This window comes from Psychrobacter pocilloporae (assembly GCF_029872915.1).
In the GTDB taxonomy this organism is placed as follows: Bacteria; Pseudomonadota; Gammaproteobacteria; order Pseudomonadales; family Moraxellaceae; genus Psychrobacter; species Psychrobacter pacificensis.
In genome coordinates this window covers 683,021-702,839 of sequence record NZ_PGFT01000001.1, presented here as the reverse complement: position 1 = coordinate 702,839, position 19,819 = coordinate 683,021, and the positions used below count along the sequence as shown (strand labels likewise).

At 43.9% G+C, this 19,819-nt stretch carries 18 protein-coding genes; 9 read left to right on the top strand and 9 right to left on the bottom strand.

All coding sequences use genetic code 11. From position 1 onward, the window contains the following. The first annotated feature begins 153 nt into the window (after window positions 1-153). From ileS to CUR83_RS03060, 3 genes are all read left to right on the top strand, one after another. Window positions 154-3,015 carry an isoleucine--tRNA ligase gene (gene ileS, locus CUR83_RS03070; RefSeq protein WP_284719056.1) on the top strand — a complete coding sequence of 954 codons (2,862 nt, stop codon included), beginning with the start codon at window positions 154-156 and terminating at the stop codon, window positions 3,013-3,015. Next, window positions 3,008-3,658, top strand: a complete 651-nt coding sequence (gene lspA, locus CUR83_RS03065) for a signal peptidase II (RefSeq protein WP_284719055.1) — start codon at window positions 3,008-3,010, stop codon at window positions 3,656-3,658. The genes ileS and lspA overlap by 8 nt, the downstream gene beginning before the upstream one ends. A 225-nt stretch (window positions 3,659-3,883) precedes the next feature. Next, window positions 3,884-4,498 (top strand): O-acetyl-ADP-ribose deacetylase, encoded by a 615-nt coding sequence (locus tag CUR83_RS03060; RefSeq protein ID WP_277077310.1) that lies wholly within the window; start codon window positions 3,884-3,886, stop codon window positions 4,496-4,498. Between the two features lie 71 nt (window positions 4,499-4,569). Here the strand turns inward: CUR83_RS03060 and CUR83_RS03055 are convergent, their stop codons facing one another. Further along, window positions 4,570-5,253 carry a DUF1294 domain-containing protein gene (locus CUR83_RS03055; protein ID WP_277077309.1) on the bottom strand — a complete coding sequence of 228 codons (684 nt, stop codon included), beginning with the start codon at window positions 5,251-5,253 and terminating at the stop codon, window positions 4,570-4,572. Between the two features lie 183 nt (window positions 5,254-5,436). Here CUR83_RS03055 and CUR83_RS03050 point away from each other — a divergent pair, with 183 nt between their 5' ends. Further along, window positions 5,437-5,934 (top strand): FKBP-type peptidyl-prolyl cis-trans isomerase, encoded by a 498-nt coding sequence (locus CUR83_RS03050; protein ID WP_186475099.1) that lies wholly within the window; start codon window positions 5,437-5,439, stop codon window positions 5,932-5,934. A 47-nt stretch (window positions 5,935-5,981) separates the two neighbouring features. Continuing rightward, window positions 5,982-7,022 (top strand): aldo/keto reductase, encoded by a 1,041-nt coding sequence (locus CUR83_RS03045; RefSeq protein ID WP_071002278.1) that lies wholly within the window; start codon window positions 5,982-5,984, stop codon window positions 7,020-7,022. Window positions 7,023-7,157: 135 nt separating this feature from the next. Here the strand turns inward: CUR83_RS03045 and CUR83_RS03040 are convergent, their stop codons facing one another. After that, window positions 7,158-7,958: a lysophospholipid acyltransferase family protein gene (locus CUR83_RS03040; protein ID WP_071002279.1), complete on the bottom strand. Its 801-nt coding sequence runs from the start codon at window positions 7,956-7,958 to the stop codon at window positions 7,158-7,160. A gap of 307 nt (window positions 7,959-8,265) precedes the next feature. Between CUR83_RS03040 and hflX the strand changes: the two genes are divergently transcribed. From hflX to CUR83_RS03020, 4 genes are all read left to right on the top strand, one after another. Next, entirely contained in the window at window positions 8,266-9,699 is a 1,434-nt protein-coding gene (gene hflX, locus CUR83_RS03035; RefSeq protein ID WP_284719054.1) for a ribosome rescue GTPase HflX, read from the top strand. A 349-nt stretch (window positions 9,700-10,048) separates the two neighbouring features. After that, window positions 10,049-10,483: a CidA/LrgA family protein gene (locus tag CUR83_RS03030; protein ID WP_284719053.1), complete on the top strand. Its 435-nt coding sequence runs from the start codon at window positions 10,049-10,051 to the stop codon at window positions 10,481-10,483. Between the two features lie 16 nt (window positions 10,484-10,499). Beyond that, window positions 10,500-11,189 (top strand): LrgB family protein, encoded by a 690-nt coding sequence (locus tag CUR83_RS03025; RefSeq protein ID WP_284719052.1) that lies wholly within the window; start codon window positions 10,500-10,502, stop codon window positions 11,187-11,189. A gap of 505 nt (window positions 11,190-11,694) precedes the next feature. Further along, a complete protein-coding gene (locus CUR83_RS03020) occupies window positions 11,695-12,504 on the top strand; it encodes a lytic transglycosylase domain-containing protein (RefSeq protein ID WP_284719051.1) in 810 nt (269 codons plus the stop codon). A gap of 193 nt (window positions 12,505-12,697) precedes the next feature. Here the strand turns inward: CUR83_RS03020 and tsf are convergent, their stop codons facing one another. The 7 genes from tsf to CUR83_RS02985 form a co-directional block, all read right to left on the bottom strand. Further along, entirely contained in the window at window positions 12,698-13,579 is an 882-nt protein-coding gene (tsf, locus tag CUR83_RS03015) for a translation elongation factor Ts (protein WP_284719050.1), read from the bottom strand. Window positions 13,580-13,941: 362 nt separating this feature from the next. Next, complete coding sequence (gene rpsB / locus CUR83_RS03010) at window positions 13,942-14,727, bottom strand: 30S ribosomal protein S2 (RefSeq protein ID WP_201571511.1); 786 nt, start codon at window positions 14,725-14,727, stop codon at window positions 13,942-13,944. A gap of 394 nt (window positions 14,728-15,121) precedes the next feature. Next, window positions 15,122-15,571 carry a chemotaxis protein CheX gene (locus tag CUR83_RS03005; protein ID WP_093067793.1) on the bottom strand — a complete coding sequence of 150 codons (450 nt, stop codon included), beginning with the start codon at window positions 15,569-15,571 and terminating at the stop codon, window positions 15,122-15,124. Between the two features lie 38 nt (window positions 15,572-15,609). Next, a complete protein-coding gene (locus tag CUR83_RS03000; RefSeq protein WP_058025788.1) occupies window positions 15,610-16,059 on the bottom strand; it encodes a chemotaxis protein CheX in 450 nt (149 codons plus the stop codon). A 30-nt stretch (window positions 16,060-16,089) separates the two neighbouring features. Continuing rightward, entirely contained in the window at window positions 16,090-16,452 is a 363-nt protein-coding gene (locus CUR83_RS02995) for a response regulator (RefSeq protein WP_058025789.1), read from the bottom strand. Between the two features lie 62 nt (window positions 16,453-16,514). Next, window positions 16,515-18,725, bottom strand: a complete 2,211-nt coding sequence (locus CUR83_RS02990; RefSeq protein ID WP_093067790.1) for an ATP-binding protein — start codon at window positions 18,723-18,725, stop codon at window positions 16,515-16,517. 12 nt (window positions 18,726-18,737) lie between these two features. Continuing rightward, the gene (locus CUR83_RS02985; RefSeq protein ID WP_284719049.1) at window positions 18,738-19,610 is read right to left on the bottom strand and encodes a substrate-binding periplasmic protein; all 873 of its coding nucleotides are present in this window, start codon (window positions 19,608-19,610) and stop codon (window positions 18,738-18,740) included. Window positions 19,611-19,819: the final 209 nt, after the last annotated feature.

Genomic DNA, 19,819 nt, shown 5'->3' with positions numbered 1-19,819 from the left:
CCGACTATGATGAGCAATATACCTACTATTATTAGTAATTAAGTATTATCGACACAGCATTAACCTCAGCACTATATTGAAATACGTTGAACATCGAGCCTTGTAGCCGGTTTTAACCGACACACAAACCTACCTTTTAAAAAGATACCTTCTATGACTGATAAAAGCACTGACACACCAAGCCAAGATTACAAAGACACGCTGAACCTTGCGGATACGCCATTTGCGATGCGCGCAAACCTTGCCAAGCGCGAGCCAGATTGGTTAGCTGCTTGGGAAGCAGATGACGTGTACGGTAAAATTCGTCAGGCGCGTGCTGGTGCGACTAAGTATATTTTGCACGATGGCCCTCCATACGCCAACGGTCAGATTCACTTGGGTCACGCGGTCAATAAAGTACTAAAAGACATTATTGTCAAATCAAAAACCTTGTCAGGGTTTGATGCGCCTTATGTCCCTGGTTGGGATTGTCATGGTCTGCCAATCGAACAAAAAGTCGAAGCCAAAGTCGGCAAAGTCGGTCAAAAAGTGTCTGCTACCGAATTCCGTGGTCTATGCCGCGAATACGCCAACACTCAGATTGAACTACAAAAGGCAGATTTCAAGCGTCTAGGCGTATTCGGTGATTGGGACAATCCTTATCTGACTATGAACTTTGCGCAGGAAGCCAACATCGTGCGCGCGCTTGCCAAAATCTATGACAATGGTCATGTGACTCGTGGTATGAAGCCAGTCAACTGGTGCTTGGACTGTAGCTCAGCTCTCGCGGAAGCTGAAGTAGAGTATCAAGACAAAGTCTCTGACGCGATCTATGTCAGCTTTGATGTACTTGGCACGGATAAAGTGACCGCATTGGCAGGTATCGCAGACAACATCGCTGCGGTTATCTGGACGACCACGCCGTGGACACTGCCTGCTAACCAAGCCATCTCAGTCCATCCTGAGCATAACTATAGCGTGGTTGCGACCAAAAAAGGCAACCTGCTACTAGCAGCTGATCTTGTTGAAACTGCGCTAAGTGAACTCAAACTTGAGAATAAAGGCGTCCTCGCGACCGTATCAGGCAGTGAGCTTGAAGGATTGAGCGCTCAGCATCCATTGATTGAAGACCGCCAAGTGCCGCTCATCTTGGGCGATCATGTGACCACCGATAGTGGTACTGGTTTGGTACATACTGCACCCGGTCATGGTCTCGACGATTATATCGTTGGTCTAAAATACAACTTACCAGTGGAAAACCCAGTGAGCGGTACGGGCGTTTATTTAGATAGCGCGGCAGTATTTGCAGGCGAGCACATATATAAAGCCAATCCAAAAATCATCGCTGCCCTACATGACAATGGCCATCTAATCAGCCATACCAAAATTGAACACAGCTATCCACATTGCTGGCGTCACAAGTCACCGATTATTTTCCGTGCGACCCCGCAGTGGTTTATCAATATGGAAACCCAAGGTCTACGTGCTCGCGCCCTTGCTGATATTCCATCGGTCAACTGGACACCTGCATGGGGGCAGAATAGAATCGAAGCGATGATGAATGGTCGCCCTGACTGGTGTATCTCACGTCAGCGTACGTGGGGCGTGCCGATTACGTTCTTTACGCACAAAGAAACAGGCGAGCTGCATCCAAATACGCTTGAGCTGATGGAAACTGCGGCGCAAAAAATCGCTGAGGGCGGTGTTGAAGCGTGGTTTGACGCCAGCTGCGAGGACTTCTTAGGTAGCGAAGCGGCTGATTATGACAAAGCAACGGACACATTGGACGTGTGGTTTGACTCAGGCACGACGCATTTCGCCGTACTTGAGCAACGCGATGAATTGACCAACCCAGCTGACATGTATTTAGAAGGTTCTGATCAACATCGCGGCTGGTTCCAAACGTCATTACTGACGTCAGAGGCCATGTATGAGCGCCCACCGTTTAAGCAAGTACTGACCCATGGTTTTGTGGTCGATGAAAACGGTCGTAAGATGAGTAAGTCATTGGGTAATATCATCACGCCGCAAGAAGAGATCAACAAAACGGGCGCGGACATGTTGCGTCTGTGGATTGCATCCAGCGATTATCGTTATGAGATGAGCGCAGGTAAGACGGTGTTTAAAGGCGCGATCGATATGTATCGCCGTATTCGTAACACCTTGCGTTTCTTACTGGCCAATACTGATGACTTCAATCCTGCAACCGACAGTGTAGCGATGGACGAGCTGGTCAGTCTTGATAAATTCATCATTGAGCGCGCGCAAACCGTACAAGCGCAAATCATCAGTGCCTATGATGCGATGGACTTTCACCAAGTCACCCAGCACGTGACCGCGTTTTGCTCGCAGGACTTGGGCAGTTTTTATTTAGACATCATCAAAGACCGTCAGTACACCACCCAAAAAGACGGTCAGCCGCGCCGCTCTGCCCAGACGGCAATCTACCATATTGCTCATGCGCTGATTCGCTGGATCACACCGATCTTATCATTCACGGCGCAAGAGGCATGGGAAGTACTGAACCAACGTGAGGCTGATAAAGGCGGCTACGTGTTTACCCAAGAGTGGTACGAGTTCCCAGCGTTTGAGCTAAGTGCTATCAGCAATGATGACTGGCAGCGTATTATGTTTGCTAAAGACATGGTAAACAAACACATCGAAACCGCACGTGGCGAAAAAATTATCAATGCCAACTTATCTGCCGATGTGAGCCTATACGCTGACGGTGCCATGTATGAAAGTCTAGCCAAGCTTGATGAAGAGCTGCGCTTTGTATTGATTACTAGCAATGCAACACTCGAACCTATGAGCGAGGCACCTACTGATAGCATCGTACAGGTAGATGAAGCAACCGAAACGAATACAGAAGAGGCTGTAGATCTAGTGGTACAAGTTAGCGCTGCCACTGGTACTAAATGCGTACGCTGCTGGCATATCCGTGATGATATCGGCACAGATAGCGCCCATCCTGAGCTATGCGGTCGCTGCGTGACCAACGTCAGTGGTGACGGCGAGGTACGTCATTATGCCTAACCCAACGGATTCACCTGAAAGCCCGCATGACTCGCAGGTTGAGGTTGATCATTCGCCTAAGCCTGCTCATGCGACCACAGGTAGCTCAACCACGCCTAGAGGCCGCCTGAGCAAGTCAACAAAGAAGACACCAAAACTGGTGGCCAATGGCAGTCGCGCTTTTATGTGGTATGGGCTGGCATTGGTTATCATTGTCATAGATCAGTGGACCAAGTGGCTGGCAGAAACCAAGCTGACCTTTCATGACCCAGTGCCCGTGATTGAGCCATTTCTCAATTGGACATTGGCTTATAATTACGGGGCGGCATTTAGCTTTTTGGCAGATGCTGGCGGTTGGCAGAAGTGGTTTTTTTCAGGACTGGCATTACTCATGTCACTGTTTCTGATCATCTATTTACTCAAAGCACCTCGCAAAGCCACGCTACTCTCGCTTGGACTTGCCATGGTACTAGGCGGTGCGCTTGGTAATTTGATCGACCGCTTACTACATGGTCATGTGATTGACTTTATCCATGTGCATTATGCTGATGTTTGGCATTATCCCATTTTTAATATTGCAGATATTGGGATTTCTCTCGGGGTTGTACTGATTGTCATCGATATGCTGTTTTTGGAAAGGAAGCGTGAAATGCCACGGTCATAACCGTCTATAGTTAGAGATATTAATTTAATTGATAAATTAAAAAGGTGGGTTACGCAGTCGTAACCCACCTTTTTTTAGCTGTTGATTTTGATGACTTAAACAATTTTTTGTATGATTCATACACCCATATGTAAAAAGTCCCACTTATCGTACTCACACAATATACAAGTAAGTACCAAGAATCCTTCAGACTCTATTAAAGACAAATGATTAAAAGGAATTTTTATGTTAACCAATCATATAAACCCTATTTTCCAAAAGCAAATCACCATCCCCGATACAGCGAATAACGGGCCCTTAAGCACTGAGAAGTCAGTGACGTTAACGGTATTGAGAGCAGACATTACCACGCTAGACGTGGATGCCATCGTTAATGCGGCCAATTCAAGTTTGCTGGGTGGCGGCGGTGTGGACGGTGCGATTCACCAAGCCGCAGGCCCTGAGCTACTGACATATTGCCGTACATTGAATGGGTGTCAAACAGGCGATGCCAAAATGAGCCCAGCATTTAACTTGCCCTCACAGTATGTGATTCATACGGTCGGCCCTATTTGGCATGGTGGCAATCGAGGGGAGTCAGCGCTGCTCGCCAGTTGTTATCAAAAATCTTTGATATTAGCGACTGAGCAAGGCCTTGCCAGTATCGCCTTTCCTTCCATCAGTACAGGCGTTTACGGTTATCCATTAGAGCCAGCAACTGAGATAGCCATTAATACTGTTATAGATTTTATATTCAGCCATCTTAAGCAAGCCGATGATTTCTCACTTTGTGATGTGATTTTTTGCTGCTTTTCGGACAAAGATGCTGCCGTTTATAAACAGGTATTAGCACAAAAATAATCAATAGGCTTGTATAGTCTGGCTACTATCAGATCAATGTAGCACGTCATTTTCAATGTCATGATTCCATATCAGAACGATTCTATAACCAAAGAGGTTGATAATAGCCCTTCCAAAAATGCCAATCCACCACCTGCCAATAAAAACAGTAACCCTGCCATGTTCACAACGACGGTCAAATAATAAGTCACTCGAAACTCAGGCTTTTGTGATTTGTGCCGCAGATACGTCTGAGCCAATAACGCCCCTACCCAACCGCCAAGCGCGCTCAGCACGTGCAATGTAAACTCAGGTGTACGCCAGTCGCCACTTTGCGCAGCGGCTTTGTCTTTGGCATACATTATATAAGTGATTAACCCTAGTGCAGCATACCAGCCGACTACTAGCCAGCTCAGTTTATCGGTTGCTGCCAATAGAGCTAAAACACTATAAAAAGCCAGTCCAAGAAACGAGCGTTTCTTTTGTCCTGCTTCAAACTCTGCCTGATGGCTACGTTTTTGGTTGCGCTGACGGATTTGCTGATTCTTTTGTGCCATTTTTTGTTGTACAAAGTACAGCTCTTGTACTTCTGTTGCCCGCAAGCGCCCTTGATCGTCTTGTCCGATACTAAAGACGACTTGCTCGCCAACATTGGGACGACGGCGTGCTTTAAATTCACTCACATGAAAAAAGACAGAGTCACCGTTTTGAGTTTCAATAAAGCCAAACCCTTTATCGTCCTGCCATTTTTTGACAGTGCCTTGTTGTTTATTCACCACCGACACCTCATATCTTTTAGAATTGCCAATTATAGTACACCATCTGCGTTACATTATTGACGCTTACATCTGGCCTTAGATGGCTTATTATTTCTTACACTATAATAGTCTAGTTAAAAACACTGCAATCCAACTCATTATTTTCTATTCTTTTATTCCAGCAACCGATGGCTTTTTATTATGACTCAATCTCAATTTATTAATCCAAATGAAGACACGCGCATCACCTTTGGTAGCCTTGTTAGCCTACACTTTGAAGTATCACTAGAAAACGGCACGGTCATTGACTCAACGTTTAGTCGTGATGCGCCCGTATCTTTGACTATCGGCGATGAAAGCTTGTTGCCAGGGTTTGAGCAGGTACTTATGAATCTACGCGCAGGCGACACGCGCACAGCTCACCTTGAGCCAGAGCAAGCATTTGGTGAGTGGAATCCTGAAAACATCCAACATTTTAGCCGTACTCAATTTGCGCTCGTCGCTGACAATCCAGAAGTCGGTATGATGGTTGAATTCGAAGACAAAGGCAAAAATACCTTGCCCGGTACGATCAGCGCCATTGATGATGACCAAGTCGAAGTGGACTTCAATCATCCGCTGGCTGGGCAAGACGTATTATTTAAAGTAAAAATCTTTAAGGTCACACCACCTGGCGTCACTGGTATACAACTTATGTAGTTGTCCAAACGCACAATCCACAATAAAAAACGAGAAAGGACAATCGAATGCAATATACAACGTTACCGCAATTCGATGAAAAAGTATCTAAGATCTGTCTAGGTACGATGACTTGGGGACAGCAAAACACCAAGGCTGAGGCACACGCCCAGATGGATATGGCACTGAGTGAAGGCGTCAACTTTTGGGATACAGCAGAGATGTATCCATCACCACCAGATAAAGACAGACAAGGTGATACCGAACGATTCATGGGTACTTGGTTTGATAAAACCAAACAGCGTGACAAAGTCATCCTTGCCAGCAAAATATCACCAATGGATTTTTTGCGTGATGGTCAAACACGCTTTAACGCGCAGCATATCAGCAGCGCTATTGACGGCAATCTTGAGCGCTTGCAAACCGATTATATCGATATTTATCAGCTGCATTGGCCTGAACGTCAAGCGAACTTTTTTGGTCAGCGCGGCTATACAGAGGACATGGCAGCACAGTCATTAGATGACTTAACGCCATTTTTAGAGACCATTCAAGCATTAAATGATGAAATCAAAAAAGGTCGCATTCGTGCTTATGGTTTATCAAACGATACGGCATGGGGACTCATGCGCTATCTATGGGAAGCGGACAAAAATGGCTTGATCGCGCCTATCACGGTGCAAAACCCATATAGCCTATTAAACCGTTTATACGAAGTTGGTATGGCTGAGATTGCCCATCGCGAAAACGTGGGGCTACTTGCTTACTCGCCACTTGGTTTTGGCGTATTGTCTGGTAAATATCTCGATGGCAAGCGTCCAGATGGCGCACGCTTGACGATGTATGATCGCTATGCCCGTTATACCAATGAGCAAGCGGTATCAGCGACCGAGCAATATGCAAAGATCGCCGCTGATGCTGGGTTGGACATGGCGCAAATGTCATTGGCTTTTGTCAATTCACGTCACTTTGTCACCAGCAATATCATTGGCGCGACGACAACCGAACAGCTCAAATCAAACATTGATAGTGTCAATGTGGAGCTAACAGCAGATGTATTGGAAGCGATTGAAGCGGTACACGCGCAGCATCCCAATCCATCCCCTTAGTTCGATCTAGATCAGCGGTCTATAAATTGCTACACCTGCATTTATTATAGACACAAAAAAGGCGCAAATCGCAGTCATATATATAACTCGCGATTTGCGCCTTTTTATTAACTAAGCTAGTTTAGCTATAAATAATCAATCTTCAACGGGTACACGAAGTACTCGTGAATGCAGTTCTGCCAACCCTTCTTGCATACGTGCTTGCAACAAATTGGTCAGCTCGCTTTTGGTACAGCCTTTTGGATCTATCGGTGCCAATGGCAATACATACGCGGTGACATCTTTGCTATCGAGCACTTTTTTCATGCTGTCGGTCATTGTCATCTTGCCATAGTATGGCAGCGCGTCGCTAAGCGTGCCATCTTTATCGACATAAGCGATAACAATGGGTCTGATAGGCACATCAGCATCTATCGCTGACTGGAGCAATGTCCCATGAATACGCTTGATTTTTTTGCCACTGGTGGTGGTCGCCTCAGGGAAGAAAATCACCGAAAAACCTTTGGCTAAGAAATCAGCTATTTGCGATGACACTGAGCCTGCATCACCGGAGCCACGCTCGATGAAAAGCGTGCCTGCCGCATGCGCGAGCTTGCCAAACACAGGCCACTCACCAATCTCAGCTTTGGATAAAAAGAATGCTGGACTCACGGTACCAACGACAGGAATATCCATCCATGACACATGGTTTGACACCCACAAGCCGTGATGCTGCTCTACAGGTTCCACCTCAACGACCTTGACCCCAAATGAGCCTGCCATCTTGCGACAAAACGTTTGAATATAGCGTGGTAGTTTTTCGCGCGGTGGCTGCTTGAATGCCCCAATGCGTTGAGCGGCACGCATACCACCAGCGATGGTGGTGGTCATGCCAGCAATTTGCTTACCGCGCCCCAACTGTCGTCTGAGTGAAAAGCTTGATTTAGCTTGGCTCATCTTCGCCCTCATGATTAAATAACGGGTGTTTAATAGTCAAAAAAACGAGCCCAGTATAACAAAGTTCATACGCTCAGTGATAGGGTGTCCATTCAGTGGCTGCTCACTTTTATACAAACGGGCAATAAAGCAGTTTTATAAAAAATTAATCCCAGTCATCGCTGTAACATAAAACCATCGCTAATTGTGCTCATACCCTTTAATATCAAGTGATAAGACCACATATAGACAATCATATGAACGCTATATCAAAGTATACTGAACTGATAATAGCGATATATTTACTTTATTAAATAGGTGATACTCTTTGGATTATTTTGAAAGACATGAAGGTGGCGAGCGCGCCATTTTAGTACATTTAGACATTCGCCAAATTCAAGATCCTGATGATCTCAATGAGTTTGAATTGTTGGCGGATTCAGCAGGTGCCGATCGCTTGGCACTGGTCACAGGCTCACGTGCACGCCCTGACGCCAAGTATTTCGTTGGTAGCGGTAAAGCGGAGGAAATTGCAGAACTGGTGCGCGAGCATGATGCGGATATTGTACTGTTTAACCACAGCTTGTCGCCTTCACAAGAGCGTAATATCGAAGCGCTGGTGAAGTGCCGCGTCTTGGATCGTACTGGTTTGATTTTGGATATTTTTGCTCAGCGGGCTCGTACTTACGAAGGTAAGCTACAAGTAGAGCTAGCTCAGCTGAACCATTTATCGACACGTTTGGTCCGTGGTTGGACGCATTTGGAACGTCAAAAAGGGGGTATTGGCTTACGTGGCCCCGGCGAAACCCAGCTTGAGACCGATCGTCGCTTGCTACAAGTGCGCGTCATGCAGCTCAAAAGTAAAATTGAGAAGGTCAGACAGACTCGTGCTCAGGGCCGGGCACGTCGCCAAAAATCAGACGTACCGACTATCTCACTGGTTGGTTATACCAATGCGGGCAAATCCACTTTATTTAATCGCTTAGTCGATGAAAATATATATGCAGCTGATAAGCTATTTGCGACACTCGATCCAACGCTACGCCGCTTAGACTGGCAAGGTGTGGGACGTGTAGTCTTGGTTGATACCGTCGGTTTCGTTCGTCATCTGCCGCATGAATTGGTTGAATCCTTTCATGCAACGCTAGAAGAGACGCTAGAGGCGGACTTATTATTACACGTCATCGATTCTTCTAGTGAAGATATGCATGAGCAAATTCAGGCGGTCAAAGAGGTACTGGCTGAGATTGATAACGATGTGCCGGTACTCAATGTTTATAATAAGATTGATTTGACTGACGAGCCTGCACATATTGGTTATGCTAGCGAAGGTCAACCTAATCGTGTCTATGTGTCTTCTAGAGAGAACTTAGGCATAGAAGAGTTGTCATTCGCCGTGCAGCAGCTACTAACTGGCACATTGACCACTTTTGATTTGACGCTACCCTATCATGCAGGACAGTTAAAAAACACCTTGTACGAGCTTGGTGTTATTGAAGAAGAAAGCTATGATGATAGCGGCCATGAGTGCTTGACGATTCGCTTACCAAGCGATAGACTAAGACAACTACTCGGACAAGCCAATCTCAAGCCCACCGATGTATTACCGCTTGCACAAGCGACATTGCTGATGCCAGTACTTGAGGAATTTGAGCAGCCCGACGAACATGAAGTTGAAGAGCCGACGATGACAGCAGAAGAAGAAAGAGCATTTGACGAATTTAATGCGCTCAATTCACAAACCGCTGATTCTGAAAAATAGTCGCTGCTGAAAAACGATTGTTGACGTTAATAGATAAGTAAACCTTTGATTCATACTGTTAGACAGCAATCTTTTATACAGTAGGTTAAAATAGCATAGACGGTATCAATCGATATCGTCTATTTTTTTGAATGTGTCTACAAGCTTTATTAGTAAGCTTATTCTCTATATAATCAACGGTTATACATTCAACAAATATTGATAGGTAATACTCGCCACTCAAAAGTTGAAATGTCACTAGTGTCTATTATCAGCGTTCATAATATTATTTTTCACGTTATATTATTGATACCATCGCCCGCTCGTTTTTATAAACTCATCACCTATATCTGACTTGGCCACACTGCTTATGAAGCCTGCTCACTCCTCCCATCTCCCGCTATGGATTTCGTTAATTTTAACGTTGACCATGGTTATCGTTGTCCGAGAGACGGCTGTGGTTCTTTGTCAGTTGGCAGGTATCGCAAAAGCCGCCAATATTGTCGGCTTGGTGGCGATGTTTGTTATCTTGATGATATGGCGATTGCTCAAAGGGTTGCCTAACTGGCTCACTCAAGCCAGTAACACCCTCCTCGTCGATAGTGGTTTTGCATTTCTGCCCGTCTCAGCGGGTGCAGGCTTACTGCTATTCGCGCTAGGAGATGAGCTGTTGGGCGTGATGGTCACAATGATAGTAAGCACGCTCATACCGATGTGGGGACTCGCGCTACTGGCCAATCGCTGGTTGAATCAAGATGCCAATGCCTACAGCGGCACGACGAATCAGCAAAAGGAACAGCCGTGAGCTGCGGAGAGATATTATGACTTTTGACAGCGTATTTATGGCGACCTTAGCAGCCGTACTTCTAACCTTGGCGGCACACGTCATTGCACGTATGTTAGCGCGTAAATTATCATGGTTACCGATGGTAATTACCGCGCTCGTTTTGGTACTGGTCTTCTTATTTTTATTGCAATGGGATTATGACAACTACTACAGCGCGGCAAAGCCTATATTCGATCATCTATTAGGATATGTCACAGTACTTTTGGCGGTGCCACTAGCCGCAATGAACTTTAAAGGACTGCCTGTCAAAAAGCTCTCTTTGATCGTTGCTATTGCTAGTGTCATTGGTGCCCTACTGCCCATGTCATTGGCTTATCTATTTTCATTGAGTCACGACAGCATACTTGCTTTTGCTACCCGTTCTGTGACTACTCCCATTGGCCTCAGTGTTGCCGATTTAATCAATGCGCCATTAGCACTGGCAAACCTGATCATCATCGTCTCAGGTCTCATTGGCGGCGCTGTCGCCCGTTTTTTGTTTCGCGGTATCAATGATGATCGAGCTAAAGGTCTTGCACTTGGACTGGCGGCTCACGCATTTGGTACAGTAGAAGCGTGGCAAATCAGCCATACGGCAGGACGATATGCGGCATTTGGACTGGCAGTCAATGGTTTAGTGACCGCCATTTGGGTGCCTGTATTTATCAGTGCGTTAGGCATCTAGACTGACTTTGCTTACCGCTTTGACAGATGACTGAGCACTGTTTCATCATTTCAATCATTATTTTTATTGTTATTGCTTACTCAGTAACGAGACTAATAGACATGACATTTGGCTCATCCAACCGTTGTCATCACCTTTGCATTTTAGAGAGTTAAAATAAGGTATGCATCAAAAAAGTGCTTGCCTGTAATCCAATATAAACAGATATTTAACAATCTTCAAAAATATAGCATTTTGATTTATTTAAGTTTGTTTAACGATAAAAATTTGATTTTACAACTTATTTTGTCAATCTGGTGCGGTAAAAAGTTATTATATGTTATAGTAAGCAACTATTATTTTTTGTATCTATTGCAAGTGGTTCTTGTTAAACGTGGTATTTGCTAGGTGGCTATATCGATGACGAGCTATAAAATCCTGCAACCCCGATGACCGCTTAAGCGCGTAAAATGACGCGTCTATAGGCAAAACAATTTGCTATTATTCGATAAAAAGTGATAACACTATGATAAATACTGCTACTTTGATTACTCGCTGTTTGCCTCCTATTTTATTAAGTGCGATTGCCCTCTCTACTTTTTCTACTGCTGCCAACGCTGGCAATATGTATATCTATAAAGACAAAGCTGGACAAGTATTACTGACCAACGTCAATCCTAGTGGCAATTTTGATAAATTCACTAAGAAAGTTAAAGTCACTTATTATAAAGACTCTAAAATGTATGACGGCATTAATAGTAGCAATGGCTATGGTAGCAGTGCCGCTAGCAAGAGTGGTAGCCGCAATGCTTACGACAGCTACATTCGCGCCTCTGCTGAACGTCATGGCGTAGATCCTGCCCTTATGAAAGCAATGATGCATACCGAATCTGCTTTCAATCCCAATGCTCGCTCACCTGTCGGTGCGCAAGGCCTCATGCAGTTAATGCCAGCGACGGCTCGTCGCTTTAATGTAAGTAACCCTTGGAACCCTGCAGACAATATTGAAGGCTCAGCCAAATATATCGCTTGGCTCATGCGCCGTTTCAATAACAATGTCGAACATGCAGTAGCTGGCTACAATGCAGGTGAAGGTAATGTCGATAAATACGGCGGTATTCCTCCTTTTAAAGAAACCCGTAACTATGTACAAAGAGTCATGAGCCGCTATCATAGCTTGTATAAGAATGATGCTGGGCTATCTGGCGCCAGTATGAGTGCCAGCAATCAAACGAATAGCACCATTAACAGTGGATTGCGCAACGTCAGTTACGGCACTAGCAATAATGTGAATAGTGCCAGCTATGCTAACTCAGCTTATGATGCTTTACGCTAAGCCAGAGCTAAGCTAGAAATGAAATAGACCGGCGACCTAAAAACCCAGACACAAAAAGCCCGTTAATTTCTTAACGGGCTTTTTGTGCTTGGACGCTTTATATTTTGATAGGTCATCAGTTATAAAGCTAAACTGTGAGCGCTAAATCAGCACTCACAGTATTTTCCAATATGACTTAATTCTTACTTGGTGCTTACTTGTTAGCAGCCTGAGTTGCAGCAACTTCAGCAGCGAAGTCTTCTTGCTTCTTCTCAATGCCTTCACCAACTTCTAGACGTTTGAAACCAAGTACTTTTACGCCTTCAGCTTTTAGGACATCACCAACTTTTTTGTCGTTGTCCATAACGTATGGCTGACGTAGCAAAGTTACTTCGTCTAGGTACTTACGTAGGCCACCTTCGATCATTTTTTCAACGATGTTGTCAGGCTTGCCAGACTCTTTTGCTTTGGCTTCGATGATGTCTTTTTCGCGTGCCAATACATCAGCAGCAACGTCTTCATCATCGACAGCAACAGGGTTAAATGCTGCAATGTGCATGGCAAGATTTTTGCCAGTGTCAGCGTCGCCACCTTCATAAGAAACCACTACACCGATACGTAGACCATGACGGTATGCAGCGATGTTAGCGCCTTCAAGTACTTCAACACGGCGAACCTGAATGTTCTCACCGATTTTTTGTACCAAAGATACACGTGCTTCTTCAACCGTCTGACCATCACCATAAGGCAATTCAGAGATAGCAGCAACATCAGTGACGTTGTTTTCTAGAGCAATGTTAGCCACTTTTTCTGCAAATGCTGTGAAGCTGTCGTCTTTTGCAACGAAGTCAGTTTGGCAGTTAACTTCTAACAAGAATGCTTTGTTTTCGTCTTGAGCGATGATGATAGCGCCATCAGCTGCGATGTTACCCGCTTTTTTAGCTGCTTTTGCTTGACCAGATTTACGTAGGTTATCAATGGCAACTTCAACATCACCGTTTGATTCTTCTAACGCTTTTTTACATTCCATCATGCCAAGACCAGTACGGTCACGCAATTCTTTTACCATTTTGGCAGATACTTTTACTTCTGTCATAAGAGTCACCTTAGTATAGTTATGTATAAGAGGAATTAATGTCTATTCGATATCTTAATGTTGCTTTAAATCTAGCAAGACCGCTCATTTTGAGTCATTACTAATATAGCCATCAATGATGTCAAAAAGATAACATCTTAAAAACATAGCGCTATAGCCAGTACGAACGATAATACTCGCCCATTAGCTACTCGGTTATGTATAACGGCCTCATTAATAATGCTCTATTCAATAACAAGGCATGACGAGTAAAACTACATCATGCCTATTATGAGCTTATACGCTGTTCATAACATTATATGGATGCTGATAGCTACACTATCAAGACATCCTTACAAAGTTAAACTTTTTCACTCAGCTATTTACTCTGCTGGAGTTGTAGCTTCTTCTGCAGCTGGTGCTTCTTCAGTAGCAGGTGCTTGCTCAGCTTTACCGCCAGCTTGAGTTTGTGCGTATTCTTTACCAGCGATGATAGCATCAGCCATAGAAGTTACGTACAAAGTCACAGCACGGATAGCATCATCGTTAGCTGGGATGATGTAGTCAACGTTGTCTGGGCTAGAGTTGGTATCAACGATACCGATAACTGGGATACCTAGGTTTTTAGCTTCTTTAATAGCGATGGCTTCGTGATCTACGTCTACAACAAAAATAGCATCAGGTAGGCCGCCCATATCTTTGATACCGCCTAGTGAACGCTCAAGTTTTTCCATATCGCGGGTACGCTCTAGCGCTTCACGCTTGGTTAGCTTCGCAAAAGTACCGTCTTCTGATTGCTTCTCTAACTCTTTTAGACGGTTGATTGACTGGCGTAGTGTTTTCCAGTTAGTCAACATACCACCTAACCAGCGATGGTCAACGTATGGCATACCAGCACGAGCCGCTTGCTCACGTACGATACCGCTTGCAGCACGCTTAGTACCAACAAACAATACTTTGTTTTTCTTAGCAGCTAGGCCGTTTACGTAAGTCAACGCTTCGTTGAACGCTTTTACGGTGTGCTCTAAGTTGATGATATGGATTTTGTTACGTGCGCCAAAGATGTATGGACCCATTTTTGGGTTCCAAAAACGTGTTTGGTGACCAAAGTGAGCGCCAGCTTGTAGTAAGTCGCGCATTTCGATTTTGGTTGGATTCTTTGTAGCCATGATAATATATCCTATTGGTTGGGTTATGCCTCCACATCACAAAAACAGCCTATTTGGCGACACGCATCTGCTACTAACTAGTCTTTATTACTAAAGCCCTAATGGTTCGCAAATTAATCAAGTCGCCAAACACCCAGCAATTTTTTGCCATGATGTGTGTGTCATTGGTTGGTTTCAAAAATAAGCCATTGTGCGTTTAAACTAATTATATCTAAACTATAAAAATAGCTGCGCTGTATTTTATCACATAATACCTTAAAGTCTCCAGCAGTTTATTCATAGTGCCTCAATGCGTTACAGACACAGTAGATCGGTAGTGCAATAAAAAAAGCGACACATTCGTATCGCTTTTTATTTCTGGCTTTAGACTTTATATGAATGGTTTCATATTAGATTATGCAATACAGATACCAATCACAGCCTTGTAACCGCGCCATGTGAATGGCGTGATATAGCTTTGGCGATCTCTAGGTAAGTAAGACACACTTGGTGCGCTTTCAACAATCTGCGGCGTAGAGATAATGAATTCAGAACCAAATTCTGTACGGGCATTACCAGAGATAGTATTGGCCATTTCACCCAGCAAGTCTTTCATCATCGTGATCGAAGAGTCAGGCTCACCCATCACATTTATCACTTCTCGCAACATTACGCTTGGTGCACTGACATAGACACAGCCTTCAAGAGGCCCTGAGATCTTAATGACACCACTATAATCAAAACCAATCGCCGTTTTATTGTTGTTCAAATAAGGGGTATCGATAGATACTTCTGAGCCGTCGATCTGTGCAAAGAACGCATTGATCGAGCTTAGAAACACACCCAACTTTTCTACTTTAAACATAATATATTAATATCCATCTGTATTACGTGACAGCAGCATTAGTCCTGCAAACAAACCACAATCTCGCCAACTTGCGAGTGCCAAGTGATGGGAATGATAAAAGAACGCTCATCGTTCGGCAACACAATACTTTGCGGTGCGCCTTTGAACACAAACGGCACAGAGATATGAAATTCAGAGCCGAACTCTTTACGCGCATTACCCGAAATCGTGTTGGCAACTTCACCAGCCAAATCGATGTAGTTTTCCTCACTCTTATCAGCTTCACCCATGCTATCCAATATTGAAGACAGTAATTGACGAGTTGCCGAAAAATACACCACGCCTTTTTGTCCACCTGATATACCAATAACGCCTGTATAATCGTGGACTTTTGGCTGTTTGTTTTCTAATAAGTAAGGGGTGTCAGCAATTAGCTCTTCGCCACCAAACTGATTAAAATAGTTACTAATAATACTCAAAAAAATCTGTAGCTTTTGTTCTTTCATAATGACATCTGCTTTAATCGATGAATGGTATTAGTCTTGCATCAGCTCATACAAAGACTCCACGAGCTCCTCTTCCGAGAAAGGCTTGCACAAGAAACCGCTGGCACCTAGTGATAAAGCTTCGATACCAGTGGCCTTATCAGACAACGCTGATACGACCAAAATACGTACATCAGGATCAATCGCAATGATTTTTTCGATACACTCAAGTCCGTCCATTTGTGGCATGGTCAAGTCCATGGTGATCACGTTAGGACGATGAATGTTAAATTTTTCAATGGCTTGAACGCCACTAGTCGCTGTTGCAACCAGCATAAACTTTCCTGAATCGTATGCGCGCTGAATACGGTTTCTGATAATATTTGAATCATCAACAATCATTAATTTATGCATAACTTGTCTATTACCTTTAATGAAATGCTTGTCGTCCCTGACAATATGTTTAGTGTTTTTAATTAAGCTTTTGGTAACGTAATGACAAACCGTGTCATTTGACCTAGCTCACTATTTACGTTCAGCTTACCATTGTAGTCTTTTACTTGCGCTTTGATGATATCCAGTCCAACGCCGCGTCCACCATCTTCATCTGCGTTTTCTTTGGTAGAGAACCCAGAAGAAAATAACTGCTTGAGTAAATCGCCTTGACTGAGCTGGCTTGCTTCTTCCTCACTAAAGCGACCTTCTTTGCTTAGCTTATTACGGATGCTGTCATAGTCGATACCTTGGCCATCATCTTGCACTACTAGTATGAAGTCTGAACCATTGTCTTGTACTTCTAAGTCAATCGTACCGACTTCAGTCTTACCAGCAGAATGACGAACACCTGGGGTTTCGATACCGTGCACAACTGCGTTTCGTAGTAACTGGATACTGATTTCTTTAATTGGCTTGGCAAGATGCTCTGGTATGTGAGTTTGCGCCAGTGTCGTGCTTTTTAGCTGTACTTGCTTGCCTTGTCTAGCGGCAATCTCTTTTGCAAACTCATTGTAAAAAGACAGTCGATCATCATTGCTTTCACCGTCTAGATCAATATCTAAACCGCCATCAGTGCTGATGCTACTCGCTGGCTGACTATTTACCGCAGCTGTTTTTGCCACGCTGTCTTTTAAAGTAGAATCGCTTAATGGGGCTTGCGTATTGGCTGTCGCCGCTTTAGGCGGTGCTGAGCGGTTAATACGTTCACCCAAGGTCGCAATGGTATTTGATAGACTTAGTAAGTCGTCTAAGTGTACTGCCAACTGTAAGAAATCATTACCCGATAGCTGGCCTTGATTTTGCAAGGCATGCAATTTGTCTTCTGCTTCTGACGCAATTTTAGTAAAGCTATGCAGTTTTAGTGCCGATGCCTCACCTTTCAAGCTGTGCATTTCACGATAGATCGCATTTAGTTTGCCTTCAAGCTCGTATTGTGAGCTACCAGGGTTTTTCAAGATGTTGTTCATACGCTCGATATGCGCTTGGGTGTTGCTAATAAACTCATTAATGATCTTTGGATTTACATTCAAGATAGTGGTTAACATCTCAATCTGCATATCGTTTTGCGAGCGTTCTTTTTCTAAACGCTGTTCTAAGTAAACGGCATCTGACACATCGTTGACGTTAACCAAAATACGCGCAATGTCTTTATCTTCATAAACACGTGAGAATTTAAAGTCTAAGAAGCGATTGTTAAGTCCTTTATCATCAGAGCTGTTATGTAGCATCACTTTGTGCAAAGGATTTAGAGAATCTACCAATTTTTCTTTAACTCGAGGATTATAAAGCTGCTCGATGAATTGCTGAGTGGTTTTAAGATCTTTGTCAGAAATACGACCACGCAAGACATTGGTAAAGTTTTCTCCTGCCAATCTATCAGAACCAACGATACTGTTTAGGGCGCGCGAGTGCTGCTGACCAATATTTAAGTCTTTGTCCAGTAGGAATAGGCCCGTATTTACCGTTTCCATAATCTCTTGCGTTTCACGACGAGCTGCAAATGCCTCAGCATCCGTCTCACGTAAGCGGCGTACAAAGAAGAATACGAAGATCAAGAAGTAAGCAAAAATCGCAACAACCCCAAGTGCCTGAATTAGACGAATGGTATTGGCTTGGCGCTCTGCATCATCAAACACTTCGTTGGTCAAATCATCTAATGATTCGTTCATTAGCAAACTTGAGGTTTTTGCCTGCTCTACCGCCTGAGTCAAATCATCTGATGAATCGACCAGTACGTTATCAGCATCTTTTAAGTAAGTTTCAATTCTAGGCTCAAGTAGCTGCCATTGCTCGTTTGCCGCTTGTACATTTTCTTGCGCACTACCGCTAACGCTCGGTAATTTGTACGTTTTGCCGTCAGCATCGTCGGTAATCGTGCCGCCTTCTCCGATAGCCGTCAACGTATTGTTAATCAGTGCTGTATTCTGTTCCAAACGCTCCAATACACGCTGAATGTGCGGCGAGCTGGTATCTTCACCGTAACTGCTATCCAAATCGAACAGATCTTTAATTACTGACTGTGCGCTGTTTGCTACTTGGTTGGTCTGATCAATCAATACCGTGTTTCTTTCAAGCAAGCTTGAGGTATAGAAAGTAAATACAAGCAAAGCACCGATCAAAGACAAAAACAGTGCAATCGAAATAATCAAGCCGCGATAACGTTTGTTATCTCCATTATTTATTGTAGCCATATCAAACGTCCCTTAGTTTGCTTGTTCAGTGGTGGCAGAAGCACTAGCCGTTGGACTTGTAGTCTCACCAAGCCAGCGAGCTTCAATCTCTTTAAATTTACCTTCCGCTTTTAGCTTGGTAATACCGTCATTGATTTTGTTAATGAGCTCAGTATTACCTTTTGCCATCAAAATAACCTGCTGGGCTGATGGATTGTCTTGCCCTTCATAAGGAACGATGGTTACTTTTTGCTCAGGATGGTTTTTTGCCGTATATTGCAAGATAGGTAGATCATGCAAAATCGCATCTACTTTGCCTTGCATTAAATCTTCATACAATAAAAAGGCAGTCGTTCTGGTCGAGAAGTTGTTGTACTTACCCATTTGCTGTGCTTGATCGACCTGCTTAGAGCCTTCCATTGCAGAAATGTTTTTGCCTTGCAAATCATCTAGGCTGTTAATATTTAATTCTGGTTTTGCATACATGATGGCGGCAGGGTTAAAGAAGTAAGGCTGAGACAACCCGTATTTAGCATCACGCTCATCTTTATAAGAGATGCCTGAAATCGCCAAATCGCGACTACCCGACTCTACTGTATCGAACATGTTTTGCCAGGTTTCTTTATAAAACTCAACTTTGAACCCTTCTTCTTCGCCAAGCGCGCGAATAGAGTCAATGTCAATGCCCTGCATATTGCCATAGTCATCCTGGAACGAGAAAGGAGGCATGGTCCCTGTGGTTGCTACTTTTAAAACTGGCGCTGAATCTGGAAGGCTACTGACAAACTCCTCCTGCCCTTCTGCAGGCGGGTTCTCAGCAGCAGTACTTTCTGGTGTACTAGAGTTGCTGCATCCAAAGATACCTACGCTTAAAACGACTGGTAATATTCGGTATAGCTGCTTCATAATCTATCCTTGAGAATTAATGTGGTTATGCAATTTAATGAATGACAATCTAGAGAGGTTAAGCAATATTCCTATAATATTTACTTACAGAAAGTTACGTTGGATAATACTTACCTAACTTTACAATTGCAATAATAATGTTTGACAATTATATACAATTAGTTATATATACATAATAATTCATATATATCTATACAATATATATATTA